Here is a 13,617-nt window from a genome sequence, read left to right on the forward strand (position 1 = left end):
CGCGCGGCCTGCCCATGAACCTGCCGCTCGGACGTTCACCGCACCGCACGCCCATGAACGCGCTGTTTGCCAGGTGGCTGTCGGGTGGGCGGGCGGTTAGTCCGTGATCCAGTCGAAGGACTTGCTTACGGCCTTCTTCCAGCCTGCGTACGCCTGCTCCCGCTGCTCCTCGCTCCACTCGGGTTCCCAGCGCCGGTCCTGCGCCCAGTGGGCCCGCAGTTCGGTGGTGTCGGCCCAGTAGCCCACGGCGAGGCCGGCGGCGTAGGCGGCCCCGAGTGCGGTGGTTTCGGTGATGGCGGAGCGGCTGACCGGCACGCCCAGGATGTCCGACTGGAGCTGCATGCACAGGTTGTTCGTGGTGACGCCGCCGTCCACCTTGAGCACGTCCAGGACCACCCCGGAGTCGCGCTGCATGGCTTCGACCACGTCGCGGCTCTGGTAGCAGATGGACTCCAGCGTGGCGCGGGCCAGGTGGGCGTCGTTGTTGTAGCGCGACAGGCCGACGATGGCGCCGCGGGCGTCGGCCCGCCAGTACGGGGCGAACAGGCCGGAGAAGGCCGGTACGAAGTACATGCCCCCGGCGTCCTCTACCTGCCGGGCCAGCGCCTCGCTCTGGGGCGCGGAGGTGATGATGTGCAACTGGTCGCGCAGCCACTGCACCGCCGAGCCGGTCACCGCGATCGAGCCCTCCAGTGCGAATACCGGCGGCTGGTCGCCGAACTTGTAGGCCACGGTGGTCAGCAGGCCGCTCTCGGAGCGTACGCGGTCGGTGCCGGTGTTGAGCAGCAGGAAGTTGCCGGTGCCGTAGGTGTTCTTGGCCTCGCCGGGCGAGAAGCAGACCTGGCCGACGGTGGCGGCCTGCTGGTCGCCGAGGATCGCACTGATGACCACCTCGCCGCCGAGCGGCCCGTACCTGAAGGTGTTGCCGTAACCGGCGGGGTCGGCGGACGGCCGGATCTCGGGCAACATCTCGCGCGGGATGCCGAAGAAGGACAGCAGCTCGTCGTCCCAGTCCAGCGTGTCGAGGTCCATGAGCATCGTGCGGCTGGCGTTGGTGACGTCGGTGATGTGCACGCCGCCGTTGGGGCCGCCGGTGAGGTTCCACAGGGTCCAGGTGTCGGTGGTGCCGAAGACGGCCTCGCCCCGGTCCACGGCCTCGCGGACGCCGTCCACGTTCTCCAGGATCCACTGGATCTTGCCCCCGGAGAAGTACGCGTCGGGCCGCAGGCCGGTCTTGTCGCGGATGACCTGGCCGCGGCCGTCCCGTTCGAGCGCGGCGGCGATCCGGTCGGTCCGGGTGTCCTGCCACACGATCGCGTTGTAGTACGGGCGGCCGGTGCGCGGGTTCCACACCACCGTGGTCTCGCGCTGGTTGGTGACGCCGAGGGCGGCCAGGTCGCTGTCGTGCAGCCCGGTGCGCTGGAGCGTCGTCTGGATCACGGCGGCGGTCCTGGTCCAGATCTCGATCGGGTTGTGCTCGACCCAGCCCGCCCTGGGCAGCAGCTGCTCGTGTTCGAGCTGGAACTTGGCCACCTCGGCGCCCTCGTGATCGAAGATCATGAAGCGGGTGCTGGTGGTGCCCTGGTCGACGGCGCCGACGAAATCAGGCATCGGATTCGGTTCTCCTCGGCAGGATCAAGGTCGGGCGGGTCAGTCGGACGGCTTCACGGTGTCGCGGTCTTCGCCCTGGGGCAGGAAGCGGGCGATGCACGTCTGGTACAGGCCGGCTCCCAGTGCGCCGCCGACCAGCGGGCCGACGATCGGGACCCAGAAGTACAGGCTTCCGTACTGGTCTCGCCAGGCGCCGCCGTACCCGGTGAGGAAGCTGGCCAGGCGCGGGCCGAAGTCGCGAGCGGGGTTGATGGCGTAGCCGGCGTTGGTGCCGAAGGCCATGCCGATCGCGACGACGAGCAGGCCGATGACGAACGGTCCCAGGTTCGCGCTGGGCGCCATGTTGGCCGTGTCGGACAGGGCGAAGATGACGAAGAGCAGAATCGCGGTGCCGATGATCTGGTCGCGCAGCCCGCCCCACAAGGTGACCGGCAGGGTGCCGTTGCCGGGCAGGGTGGAGAAGACGCCCTGAGTCTTGAGCGTGTGACCGGGGTCGACCATGGTCAGCACCTCTGTGTAGTTCCAGCGCACCAGGAGGGCGGCCACGAAGGCGCCTGCCGTCTGCGCGACGGCGTACGGGATGACCTTGTGCCAGGGGAAGCCTCTGAAGAGGGCGAACCCCAGCGTGACGGCGGGGTTGAGGTGCGCGCCCGTGGTACGGCCGGCGACGTAGACGCCGAGCGTCACGCCGATCCCCCAGGCCCACGCGATGCTGTCGTGGTCGCCGAGGTCGGCGGCCGTCACCTGGGCGACGACGCCCACACCGAACAGGATGAGCACCGCCGTCCCCGCGAACTCCGCGATGAGTTCTCCGGCCACGCCCCTCTGGGTGAGTCCTTCGGCCACCGGTCACCTCCTTGCAGCAGCGTTGTGTGCCATTCCCGGTTACTGGGGAAGGCACACAGCACGTGTGCAATTGGTTGCGGAAAGTGATGGTCGGCAGAGGCTAGCTGACGGGGCGCGTCCCTCAGGTAGTCCGCGTCCCTCGGAAGGTCCGCGTCCCTTAGAGGGTGCCCGTCCCTCAGAAGGTGCCCGACCCTCAGAAGGTGCCCGACCCCCAGAAGGTGCCCGACTCGATGGTGTGGGTTCGGTTCAGAGGGGGCGGGTGAAGGTGACCGAGGTCGTGCCTGTCCCGTTGTAGCCGGGCACCGGGCCCGTGACCTCGAAGCCCATGCGGCGGTGGAAGGCGATGGAGGTCTCGTTGACCGGCGCGGTGATGGCCCTGACGACGCGGCGGCCGTCCTCGCGGGCGAGGTCGAAGAAGCGCTCGTACATCGTCCTGGCCAGTCCGCTCTTCCGCTCACCGGGATGAACCCCGACGAAGTGGATGTACGCCTCATCCGAAAGGGACGGCGAAAGGAACCCGATCAGGAAGCCCGTCATGCCGGACGGCCCCTGCGCCACCAGGCTCGTACGGTGGAAGTGGTCGAGGAAGAGGCGGGGCAGGACGAAACCGATCGGGCGGCCCCACCAGTCGTCCACCACGGCCGCGATGGCGTCGTAGTCCTCGGGAGCGGCGGGGCGCAGCGTTGAGGTCATGCGGCCCTAGTCCCAGTGCGGGGGGCGGTTGTCCAGGTAGAAGGCGTCGGTGTTGTCCTCCCGCCAGTCGCCCCAGCCGACGTCCGTGTCGTCAGCGGTCTGTTCGGGGAGGCTGGTGGTCCGCTCGGTAAGGCCCGTGGGACCTTCAGGACCGCCCTTGGCCTCATCTGGGGGAAATGTCCGCTCAGGTTGAGAATCCTTCACATCGGACATGCTACCGAGGCGTACAAACCGATACCGAGCGTGTTCGCCGGTCCAAAGACAGGCGGTGAGCCCGGCGGTACGATGCGAGGGCAGGTGTCGCCTACCCCCCGTGAGGCTGCTCATGGCCACCCCGACAGGCTGGCGGCGAGAAGGAAACCTACCGGCGGAGCTGACCAGTTTCGTCGGCAGGACGCGTCTGCTCGCCAACCTCAAACGACACCTCGGCGAATCACGTCTGGTGACCGTGACCGGCATCGGCGGCGTGGGCAAGTCGCGCACGGTGCTGCGGCTGGCACACCAGGTGCGCGCCCACTACCCCGACGGTGTCTGGTTCGCCGACCTCGCGCGGCTGCAGGACGCGGGCATGGTCAAGCACACGATCGCCTCGGCGCTCGGCATCGCCGACCAGTCCTCGCGGGCGGAGTCGGAGTCGTTGTCGGAGTGGGTGGGCCAGCGCGACATGCTGCTCATCATCGACACGTGCGAACATCTCGTGCAGGGCTGCGCCGAGCTGGTGCACGAACTGCTGGAGGCGGCGCCCAACCTGAAGGTGCTGGCCACCAGCCGCCAGTCGCTGCACCTGCCGTACGAGCACGTCGTGCCGGTGCCCCCGTTGCAGGTGCCCGGCGACGATCCGGCCGAGAGCCTGTTCACCAACGAGTCGGTGCAGCTCTTCGCGGCCAGGGCCGGGGCGAGCGTGCCGGACTTCGTGCTGGACGAGGACAACATCGGCCCGGTTGCCGAGTTGTGCCGCAGGCTCGACGGCATCCCCCTCGCGATCGAGCTGGCCGCGGTGCGGCTGCGGGCGCTGTCGGTGGAGCAGATACTCGGGCTGCTGGCCGACCGGTTCAGCCTGCTCGCGGGCGCCAGCCGTACGGCGCTGCCCAGGCACCAGACGCTGCGCGCGGCCATCGGCTGGAGCCACGAGTTGTGCGAGCCGGCCGAGCGGTTGTTGTGGGCGCGGCTGTCGGTGTTCGCGGGCGACTTCGAGCTGGACGCGGCCCGGTTCGTCTGCGCCGACGGGCGGCTGCCCTCGCAGGACATCACCGACCTGGTCACCGGGCTGGTGGAGAAGTCGATCCTGCTGATCAGGAGCAACCACGCGGGCGTACGCTACAAGCTGATCGACACCCTGGCCGAGTACGGCGAGGAGTGGCTGGACAAGCTGGGCCAGTCCCAGCAGATGCGCCAGCGCCACCTGGAGTACTACCTGAGCCTGGCCCAGCGCAGCGAGGACGCCTGGTCGGGGCCGCGCCAGATCTACTGGTTCGTGCGGATGCGGCAGGAGCACGACAACGTCCGGCAGGCGCTGGAGCACGCGCTCAGGTCGCCGGGCAAGGAGGTGCTGGCGCTCAACCTGTTGTCGTCGTTGTGGTTCATGTGGGTGTGCTGCGGGTTCGCCCGCGAGGGCCGGCTCTACCTGGAGCGGGCGCTGGAGGCCAACCCCACCGTGAGCAAGGAGCGCTGCAAGGCGCTGTGGGTGCTGTCCTACGTCAAGAGCGCGCAGGGCGACAGCGCGGGAGCGTTGCACGCGGCCGAGACGTGCAGCACCGAGGCGGTCCGGGTGGGCGACTCGCGGGCGGTGATCCTGGCCTCCAAGATGCAGGGCACGGCGGCGCTGCTCATGGGCGACCTGCAGAAGGCCAGCGCGCTGCTGGGCGTGGCGATCGAGTTCAACACCGACAACAAGGAGCTCAACCCCGGCCTGCTGCCCGCCATCGTCGAGCTGGCGATCGTGCTGACCACGCAGGGCGAGCTGTACGAGGCCGAGTCGCTGCTGCAGGACTGCCTGCAGGTGTGCAAGGAGCGCGGCGAGCTGTGGCTCAGCTCCCACGCGCAGTGGGCGCTGGCGGGCACGCGGCTGGCCAGCGGCAGGAACGAGGACGCCCTGCAGAACGCCAGGGAGGCCCTGCGGATCAAGCGGCACTTCCACGACACGCTCGGCACGCTGCTGGCGCTGGAGACCGCGGTACGGATCTTCGTACTGACCGGCAAGCTCGAACCGGCCGCCAAGCTGCTCGGGGCGCTGCAGCAGAACTGGAAGACGGCGGGGCTGCCGCAGCTGGGCGCTCCGTGGCTGACCGAGGACCACGACGCCTGCCTGCGCGACTGCCGGCAGCGGCTGGGCGAGCTGGCCTACAAGAACGCCTCCGAGGAGGGCGCCAGGCTGGACCTCGATGAGGCGTCCGCGATCGCGCTCGGCGACGCGGACGCCCCTGATGAGAGCTGATGGGGGACCGTTAGACGGCCTTCGGCCACTGGGTGCCGTCAGGCCAGGCGTGCACGTAGCGCGCACTGCCGAGGGAGAACTCGATGTGGCCGCGAACCCAGTGTTCGAGGCCGCGGACGTACTTGCGGACCGGGAGCGGGGCCCACTTCTCGAGCGACGCGCGCCGGTCGATGAACGCGGCGATGGCGTCGTTGTGCATCTGGGAGACCTGGCGCAGCGCCTCCTGGAGCTTGAGCGACTTGTGCGTGGCCAGGACCGTGACCAGGTTGTGCCTGGCCTTGTCGTTGTCGCGTTCCTTGGCGTACGACAGCAGGTCGTTGTCCCATCCGATGAGGTCACACGCCAGGTCGGAGAGTGTGCGCACGTCGGGATGGTGCCACTCCTCGGCCTCCAGCCGGTACCCGCCACCGGCGTCGATGAGCGCGAAGCAGGTGTAGGTGGCCCCGGTGATGCGGCGCATCAGGACGTAGTCCTCGGGGGTCGGGATGAGGTCGGCCTCGCGGTTGGCGGCTTCCCAGATCTGGGCGAAGAGGTACTCCTTCACGGTGATTCGCCACCGGTCCACCTGGGCGGGGGTGGCGTCGTCGGAGATCCGGCGCTGCAACTCCTGGAGTGCGAGGCCGAAGGGGTCGTCGGTGTCGGGATCTCTGCGGCCGTCGAGGATTTCGAGCAGCGGCGGGAGGGCGCGGGCCAATGCGGAGGCCCGGTGTCCCATGAGCTCGCCTTCGCAGAACGCGTCGTCGAAGGCGAAGAGCCAGTTGTACCAGTCGTTGATCAACCGGAGACTGTCCCGCGGCACCGTGGGGTTGGTACGAGCCGCGAGCAGGCCGATCTTCGAGCGCCGGAAGTGCTCGATGGTGTCGGCGCCGTTGAGCATTTTTGAGGCGGCCAGCCATGCGTGGCTCTCCGCGTCGACCTCCGAGGCATGAACGTTGATCTCGTTCGCGAACGGACATGGCAGCGGAGGGATGTGGAGCGGTCGCCTGCTGAAGGAGTGCGCAGAAGTAGCCACGCCCCCCAGCATGACTATGGAGTGACTGAAAGGCCACACTCGGCAACTTCGAGCCCTTTAATACTTATTTCATACTATGAATCGCTTTGCGTGAACCACTGGATAAACTGGTCATTCGCGAACATCTGCGCCGTTGGGATGGCCGAGGGGCGTCCGGCGCGCGGATCGGCTCCGGCGTGCATTGGTGCCCTGACCACGGCAGATTCCTTCCTGAACGCCACGCCCCCGCGCGGCCTCAGCCCACGGCCGCCGGCCCGGCCGGAGTCCGCACCGATTGTTACAAGGTTCCGTACAGTCTCAGCGTGACCGTAATAAGCCGCCGGCCTCAGCAAAGTGTCACCTTTGCCGTCGCTCGGATCGGCCGGCGATCCCGCTCCCGCACAGGTTCGCAGCGCCTGCGAGGTCACCCGCTCTGGCCAGGCAGGACGTCCCGGCCGCGCACTCCACGGGCGCCGGATCCCCGTCCATGCGGCCCCTTGTACCTCGATAGGGTGCCGTGCACGGAATCGTTCCGGCGCGCCGTAGGTTCTGGGAAAGAGTACCTAGGGAAAGGCTGTTCAACCGTGTTCGACCCGAAGGATCTCTACAAGCTCGCAGACGATGCGCCCGAGCTGCCCGATCCGGTGTTGCTGTACCACTTCGACGGCTTCGTCGACGCGGGCTCTGCCGGACGTCTCGCGCTCGGCCACCTGCTGGCCGAGCTGGAGCACCGGGTCGTGGCGACATTCGACGTGGACCGGCTGCTCGACTACCGGTCGCGACGACCCATCATGACGTTCGACACCGACCGGTGGGTGGAGTGCGAGAGCCATGAGCTGAGCCTGTACGTCGCCAAGGACTCGACGGGCACGCAGTTCCTGTTGCTGACCGGGCCCGAGCCCGACCGCGAGTGGGAGTTGTTCGCCAAGGCCGTGGCGGTGCTGGTGGAACGGCTGGGGGTGAGCAAGCTGGTGACGTTGCACGGGATCCCGATGGCGGTCCCGCACACCCGCCCGCTCGGCATCACGATGCACGCCAGCCGGCCTGAGCTGATGCACGCGCAGAGCAGCGTGTTCGGCCGGGTCCAGGTGCCGGGCAGCGTCGCGGCGCTGCTGGAGCTGCGGCTGGGGGCGCAGGGCCACGACGCGCTGGGGTACGCGGTGCATGTGCCGCACTACCTGTCGCAGGCCGAGTACCCGACCGCCGCCGTGACGGGCCTGGAGGCCGTGACGAGGGGGACGGGGCTGGTGTTCCCGATGGACGCGCTGCATGACGCCGCCCGGCGTACGACGACGGAGATCGAGGACCAGATCCAGGCCTCGGCCGAGCTGTCCACCGCGATCAGCGGGCTGGAGCAGCAGTATGACGCGTTCGCGGCGGGCTCGGAGCGCGAGAACCTGATGGCCGAGAACACCCCGATGCCGACCGGCGACGAACTGGCCGCCCAGTTCGAACGCTTCCTCGCCGAACGCGGCGAGGAGGAGTAATTCTCCAAGATCAAATGCCTCTCGATCCCGTACGGCACCGCCACCCCGGCCGCCACCCGCCGCACTCCGGCTGATGGCCCTCCAGGAACACGGCCTCTGACCCCTTCAGTGGCGGGCCGCCGTTACGGTGCGCCCTGTTGGCCCTCTGAGTGGTGTCTCGATACCCTGGGCCTGTCTCGATACTCTGGGCCGATGAGTGACATCCGCGTCGGCCTTGTCGGTTATGGCACGGCGGGGGCCTGCTTCCACGCCCCTCTGATCCACGCCACCCCCGGCCTGACCCTGGCGGCCGTCGTCACCAGGAATCCCGATCGCCAGGCCGAGGTCTCGGGCAGGTACGGCGCGGCGCCGGTGGCCGACGTGCGGGACCTGTGGGACCGGTGCGACCTGGTCGTGGTCGCCTCGCCCAACAGGACGCACGTGTCCACGGCCGCCGCCGCCCTCACCCGGGGCCTGCCCGTGGTCGTGGACAAACCGCTGGCCAGGACCGCCGAGGAGGGCCGCGAGCTCGTGCGCCTGGCCAAGGAGCGGGGGCTGATGCTGACCGTGTTCCAGAACCGGCGCTGGGACGGCGACTTCCGCACGGTGCGCAAGCTGGTCGAGGAGGGGCGGCTGGGCGAGGTGTTGCGGCTGGAGTCGAGGTTCGAGCGCTGGCGGCCGGTGCCCAAGGGCGGCTGGCGGGAGTCCGGCGGCCCCGACGAGGTCGGCGGCCTGCTGTACGACCTGGGCAGCCACCTCGTCGACCAGGCCGTGCAACTGCTCGGCCCGGTGCGCGAGGTCTACTGCGAGAGCGACGTCAGGCGCGAGGGGGTGAGCGCGGACGACGACACGTTCATCGCGCTGACGCATGCCTGCGGGGCCCGCTCGCACCTGTGGGCCAGCTCGATGGCGGCCAGGCTCGGTCCCCGGTTCCGGGTGCTCGGCTCGGCCGGCGGCTTCGTGAAGTTCGGGATGGACGTGCAGGAGGAGCGGCTGCGGGCCGGGATGACGCCCGACTCGGCGGGGTTCGGCGATGACGAGGAGGACCGCTGGGGCGTGCTGGGCGCGCAGGATGAGCGGGTGATCGTGCGTACCGAGGCGGGGGCTTACCTGAGCTTCTACCGGGGTGTGGCGGCGGCGCTGCGCGAGGGCGCGGCGCCGCCGGTGGATCCGGAGAGCGCGGTGGAGGTGCTGGCCGTCATCGAGGCGGCCCGGCTGTCGGCGACCCAGCGGATCGTCGTCCACCTGAGCTGACCCCCCTGTCACAGGCTCAGAGCAGGCGGGACTGCATGGCGGCCGTGTCCGTGTCCGTCCAGCCGTGCTGGGCCAGCCACCCCGCCGGCCCGTCGAACCGGTCGTCGAGCACGCCGAGGAACTGCTCGATGTAGCGCGACCTCGGCATGTGGTCGTCGGCCGGGCGCGAGTCCAGGTCCACCCGGTAGGTGTCGCTGCCCCGCAGCCGCTGGAGTATCAGCTCCAGCCGCTCCCCCGTGGCCACGTAGTCCGCGACGATGGCCTCCCGGGTCACCCCGGCCAGCTCCAGCGCCAGCGCCGACATCACCCCCGTACGGTCCTTGCCCGCCGCGCAGTGCACCAGCGAGGCCCCGTCGTCCAGCGCCATCGCCCGCAGGCCCGCCACCACGGAGTCCGGCCGGTCGCGCAGGTAGCCGAAGTAGAACCCGGTCACCCGCAGTTCCTCGTCGAGCACGCGCTCGGCCCACGGCAGCACCCGGTCCGCGTCGATCGTGTCGGCTTCGACGTCGGTGTGCAGTCCGCCCTCCGCGAACAGCGTCAGGTGGTGGTGACGCACCTCGGGCACGCGGGTCAGCGGGCCGGGGCCCTCCAGGGTCACCTCGGCGTTGGAACGAAGGTCCACCACGTGCCGCAACTTCAGCTCGTCCACGAGCAGGGTCACGTCCGCGGGGGTGAGTCCCTGCAGATTGTCGGCCCGGAAGATCTGTCCGGCCCGGGTCCGCCCACCGTCACGTGTGGGGAGTCCGCCCAGGTCACGGACGTTGACAGCGCCTTGAAGGTCGATCCACCTCGTCATCTCGCTCATTATTACGACCCTATATGTCCATCGAATATGAGCGAATTCGACGTTCATAACGCAGCATGAACGTATGGATCCACGTGCTCTGCCTCCACGGCTGGTGATCGATCCATCGCTGCATCCGGAGATCTCGGTCGAGCTGCGGTCAAGCCCGCACATTCTCCGCATGGCCCGGTCGGGCTCGCGAATGGACACCACACTCAATCCCGCCCTGCTCTTCGTGCTGCCGGGCTTCCTGCTCATGCTCTCCGTGCTGACCGGCAATCTGCTCTTCTACCTCGCGAGCGTGGGCTCCGGCTTGATGGTGCTGATCCGGTGGATGGCGGTGGACACCTCATATCGATCGACCAGACGAAGACTCCGGCTGGCCAGGGAGCACGCCAACCAGTACATCCTGCCCGAGGACCTGGACCGTCCCTGCCAGATGCTGCTGCGCAGGGCGCAGAACGCCGTCGAGGCGATCATGGGCTCGCAGGTGCACAAGGCCGGGCTGATCGACAGCATCGACAACCAGGTGTCGCTGCCGGAGGAGATCTGGCAGATCTCCCAGCGGCTGCGGAAGTTGTCGTCGATGCACGCGGAGCAGGGCAGGATCATTCCGCGGGAGCTGCCGTCGGGCATGGAGGACGCGTTCAAGCCGTACACGACCGCGCTGGACGCCGCCTGGACGTCGTTGTCACGGCGCGTGCGCCATCTGGAGAAGTACGCCAAGCAGGTCCTCAAGGCGGACAAGGTCTACCACGCCCACCTGCGGCTGGAGGCGCTGGCCGCCAAGACCCCCGAGTACCAGCAGCTCATCGCCGAGACCGTACGCGACGAACTGGCGCACGAGCGCATCAGGGAGTTGTCGGACCAGGCGGCCCACGTGCGCAAGCTGTTCGAGGAGAGCATCCTCCAGGCCAGGCAGGCGGCCGGGGAACTGCTGCGATCCCCACTCACCTGAAAGCGCGGCGCAGGAGCCCGGTCCCCGCTCACCTGGGGTCCGGGGCGGCGCGGCGCAGGAGTTCCAGGGTCCTGCGCATGCCCGCCTCGTTCCCGAGGCTGCGGTAGATCTCCCTGGCGTGCTCCAGCGGCTCCACCGCGGCCCCCCGCCCGCCCGCCTCCAGGTGCGCCTCGCCGAGGTAGCGCAGGCTCATGGCCATCCACCACCGGTCCTCCAGCTCCTCGAAGTCCCGCACCGCCCGCCGCAGCGCCTCCTCCGACTCCTCGATCCGGCCGAGCCTGGCCAGCGCCCGCCCGGCCGACACCGCGGTCCGCGCCACCCCCCACGAGTCCCCCAGCGCGGCCAGGATCTCCTCGGCCCGCCGCACGTACTCCAGCTCGCGCAGCCGGTTGTCCGGATCGCCCACCTCGCCGGCCGCGCGCAGGCAGCGCGCCTCCTCCCACAACTCCCCGCGCTGCTTGAACATCTCGCCGGCCCGGTCGAGGCTGAAGCCGGCCCTGGTGAACAGGTTCGACGCCAGCCGGTGGTCGCCCGCGCGGTGCTCGCCGCGCGCCTGCGCCGCCAGCACCTCGCCGTAGACGCGCAGGGTCTGGGCCTCGGAGTAGCGGTTGCCGTCCCGCTTGAAGATCTCCAGGGCGTCCTCAAGCAGCTCCCTGGCCTCCTCCGGCCGCCGCTCGGCCATCCGCATCTCGGCCAGGTTGCGCTGGGTGCGGGCCATCCACCACAGGTCCTCATCGCCCTTGAACGAGGTGATGGCCCCGATCAGGAAGTCCTGCGCCCGGTCCAGATGCCCGTCGCTGAACAGCGTCATCCCGATCGTGCGCATGGCCCTGGCCGCCCACCAGGTCTCCCCCAGGTCGGTGAAGAGGCCGAGCGCCCGCTCGGCCTCCTCCAGCGCCCGCTCGCGCAGTCCCAGCCCGCCGTGCACGGCTGCGGCGTCCAGCAGCGAGATGGCCAGAGCACGCCGGTCGCCGGTCCGCGCGGCGGCCTCGCAGCCCAGCTCCGCCACGGCCGCCCAGTCCGACCAGTACGCCCGCAGCGAATGGCACAACGAGCAGAACGCCCTGGCCAGCCCCCACGTCAGCTCCCAGAGCCGGAGCTGGTGCGCCAGGTGAACCATGGCGACGAGCGAGAGCCGCTCGGCGTTGAGCCATTCGCCGGCCAGCACCTCCCCGTCGGGGGTCGATCTGCGGCCGGCCCTGCTCCAGTCCTGCGGCCAGCGGTTCTGGGCGGCCTCCTCGGCGCGGCGGCGGTAGCCGTACAACACCCGCTCTATCGCGGCCCTGCGCCGCTCCTCCTCGTCCTGTTCCGCCAGTTCGGCGGCGAACACCCGGACCAGGTCGTGCAGCCGGTAGCGCATCGTGCCGGTCTGGTCGGTGCCCGAGCACTCGGCGAGCTGCGCGTCGATGAGCGCTTCGAGCTGGTCGGCGCCGTCGAGGCCGGAGATGTCGAGCAGCTCACCGGCCACCCAGCCGGGCACATCGGGCGAGGTCAGCGCGCTGAGCAGGCGCAGCAGGCGGCGCTGCATGCCGGTGCAGTCGTCGTAGCTGAGCTGTACGGAGGCGCGCACGCTCTTGTCCACCGTGGGCGCGACCTCCAGCAGGTCGAGCCGGCGCCGCGTGTCGGCCAGCCGCTTGGCCATCTCGCGCATGGTCCACTGCTCGCGGGTGGCGAGCCGGCCGCCGCAGATGTTGATCGCCAGCGGCAGGAAGTCGCACATCCCCACGACCTCCTTGGTGGCCTCCAGGTCCTCCATGACCCGGCCGCCGCCGGCCAGCCTGGCCAGCAGCTCCACCCCGTGCGCCTCGCTGAACACGCCGAGCCGCGTGTCGTGCGTGCCGTTCAGGAACAGCGGGGCGCGCGAGGTGACCAGCACCGCGCAGCCGGGCTCGGCCGGGATCAGCGATTTGACCTGGGCGGCGTCGTGGGCGTTGTCCAGTCCGATGAGGATCCTGCGGCCCTTGGTCCAGGTCAGCCAGAGCTTGCGCAGCTCCTCCAGGCCGCCGGGGTCGGTGGTCAGGCGGACGTCGAGCGCGCGCAGGAAGCCGATCAGCACCTCCTCGGGCCGGACCGGGGCGTCCACGCCGCCGCGCAGGTCGGCGTACAGGCGGCCGTCGGGGTACCAGCCGGCGACCTCCTGGCCGAACCTGGTCATCAGCGCGGACTTGCCGACGCCGCCCCGGCCGTACACGGAGACGACCAGCGGCGGCGAGAGGTCAGAGGCCTTCTTGCGCTCGGCGAAGACCTGGCGCAGCTCGGCCAGCGCCTCGACGCGGCCGGTGAAGTGCTCGGGAACGGGCGGCCATTGGTCGGGCGAGAGCGGGCCCGGTTCTAAGCGGGGCCGGCGTTTGGCGCCGCGTGACTCGGTGGTGACCCAGGTGGCCAGCCCCGCGAGGACGGCGGCGGCTATCGTGACACCGACCTTGGCGACGACCGGAATGTTCCACTCCGCCAGAGTCGGCAGCACGCTCGCGGCGGCGGCGGCGATCCCGGCGGAAGCGGGCGTGGCCCACGAGATCTTCCTCCGTCGCGGTCTGTCCGGCAGGTTGTCCCCTGTCAACGAACACCCCCTCTGGGGGT

11 protein-coding genes are annotated in these 13,617 nt (G+C 69.8%); 4 read left to right on the forward strand and 7 right to left on the reverse strand.

The window, feature by feature from the left end; all coding sequences use genetic code 11:
- Positions 1 to 96: 96 nt before the first annotated feature.
- The 4 genes from glpK to AB0I81_RS45990 all read right to left on the reverse strand — a co-directional run bounded on the left by glpK (position 97) and on the right by AB0I81_RS45990 (position 3,354).
- On the reverse strand, positions 97 to 1,611 hold the full coding sequence (gene glpK, locus AB0I81_RS45975; protein ID WP_360671802.1) for a glycerol kinase GlpK: 1,515 nt from the start codon (positions 1,609 to 1,611) through the stop codon (positions 97 to 99).
- 39 nt (positions 1,612 to 1,650) lie between these two features.
- Entirely contained in the window at positions 1,651 to 2,457 is an 807-nt protein-coding gene (locus AB0I81_RS45980; protein WP_360671804.1) for an MIP/aquaporin family protein, read from the reverse strand.
- Between the two features lie 246 nt (positions 2,458 to 2,703).
- Positions 2,704 to 3,150: an N-acetyltransferase gene (locus tag AB0I81_RS45985; protein WP_360671807.1), complete on the reverse strand. Its 447-nt coding sequence runs from the start codon at positions 3,148 to 3,150 to the stop codon at positions 2,704 to 2,706.
- Between the two features lie 6 nt (positions 3,151 to 3,156).
- Entirely contained in the window at positions 3,157 to 3,354 is a 198-nt protein-coding gene (locus AB0I81_RS45990; RefSeq protein ID WP_360671810.1) for a hypothetical protein, read from the reverse strand.
- Between the two features lie 109 nt (positions 3,355 to 3,463).
- Between AB0I81_RS45990 and AB0I81_RS45995 the strand changes: the two genes are divergently transcribed.
- Positions 3,464 to 5,584: a tetratricopeptide repeat protein gene (locus tag AB0I81_RS45995; RefSeq protein WP_360671813.1), complete on the forward strand. Its 2,121-nt coding sequence runs from the start codon at positions 3,464 to 3,466 to the stop codon at positions 5,582 to 5,584.
- Between the two features lie 10 nt (positions 5,585 to 5,594).
- Here AB0I81_RS45995 and AB0I81_RS46000 read toward each other — a convergent pair whose 3' ends face one another.
- Positions 5,595 to 6,596 carry a hypothetical protein gene (locus AB0I81_RS46000; protein ID WP_360671815.1) on the reverse strand — a complete coding sequence of 334 codons (1,002 nt, stop codon included), beginning with the start codon at positions 6,594 to 6,596 and terminating at the stop codon, positions 5,595 to 5,597.
- Positions 6,597 to 7,159: 563 nt separating this feature from the next.
- Here AB0I81_RS46000 and AB0I81_RS46005 point away from each other — a divergent pair.
- A complete protein-coding gene (locus AB0I81_RS46005; protein ID WP_360671818.1) occupies positions 7,160 to 8,062 on the forward strand; it encodes a PAC2 family protein in 903 nt (300 codons plus the stop codon).
- Positions 8,063 to 8,254: 192 nt separating this feature from the next.
- A complete protein-coding gene (locus AB0I81_RS46010; RefSeq protein ID WP_360671821.1) occupies positions 8,255 to 9,295 on the forward strand; it encodes a Gfo/Idh/MocA family oxidoreductase in 1,041 nt (346 codons plus the stop codon).
- A gap of 16 nt (positions 9,296 to 9,311) precedes the next feature.
- On the opposite strand, the gene AB0I81_RS46015 is transcribed toward AB0I81_RS46010, so the two are convergent.
- Positions 9,312 to 10,100, reverse strand: coding sequence for a tyrosine-protein phosphatase (locus AB0I81_RS46015; RefSeq protein WP_360671823.1), 789 nt, complete (start codon positions 10,098 to 10,100; stop codon positions 9,312 to 9,314).
- A gap of 64 nt (positions 10,101 to 10,164) precedes the next feature.
- Between AB0I81_RS46015 and AB0I81_RS46020 the strand changes: the two genes are divergently transcribed.
- A complete protein-coding gene (locus AB0I81_RS46020; RefSeq protein ID WP_360671825.1) occupies positions 10,165 to 11,037 on the forward strand; it encodes a hypothetical protein in 873 nt (290 codons plus the stop codon).
- A 28-nt stretch (positions 11,038 to 11,065) separates the two neighbouring features.
- Here AB0I81_RS46020 and AB0I81_RS46025 read toward each other — a convergent pair whose 3' ends face one another.
- Positions 11,066 to 13,597 carry a tetratricopeptide repeat protein gene (locus tag AB0I81_RS46025; RefSeq protein ID WP_360671828.1) on the reverse strand — a complete coding sequence of 844 codons (2,532 nt, stop codon included), beginning with the start codon at positions 13,595 to 13,597 and terminating at the stop codon, positions 11,066 to 11,068.
- Positions 13,598 to 13,617: the final 20 nt, after the last annotated feature.

Origin of the sequence: Nonomuraea sp. NPDC050404, from assembly GCF_040655495.1 — a bacterium.
Lineage (GTDB): Bacteria > Actinomycetota > Actinomycetes > Streptosporangiales > Streptosporangiaceae > Nonomuraea.

Excerpts from the sequence above, each read along its gene's own strand:
- glpK (WP_360671802.1), bottom strand. The coding sequence starts at position 1,611 with ATGCCTGATTTCGTCGGCGCCGTCGACCAGGGCACCACCAGCACCCGC.
- AB0I81_RS45985 (WP_360671807.1), bottom strand. The coding sequence starts at position 3,150 with ATGACCTCAACGCTGCGCCCCGCCGCTCCCGAGGACTACGACGCCATC.
- AB0I81_RS46010 (WP_360671821.1), top strand. The coding sequence starts at position 8,255 with ATGAGTGACATCCGCGTCGGCCTTGTCGGTTATGGCACGGCGGGGGCC.
- AB0I81_RS46015 (WP_360671823.1), bottom strand. The coding sequence starts at position 10,100 with ATGAGCGAGATGACGAGGTGGATCGACCTTCAAGGCGCTGTCAACGTC.
- AB0I81_RS46020 (WP_360671825.1), top strand. The coding sequence starts at position 10,165 with ATGGATCCACGTGCTCTGCCTCCACGGCTGGTGATCGATCCATCGCTG.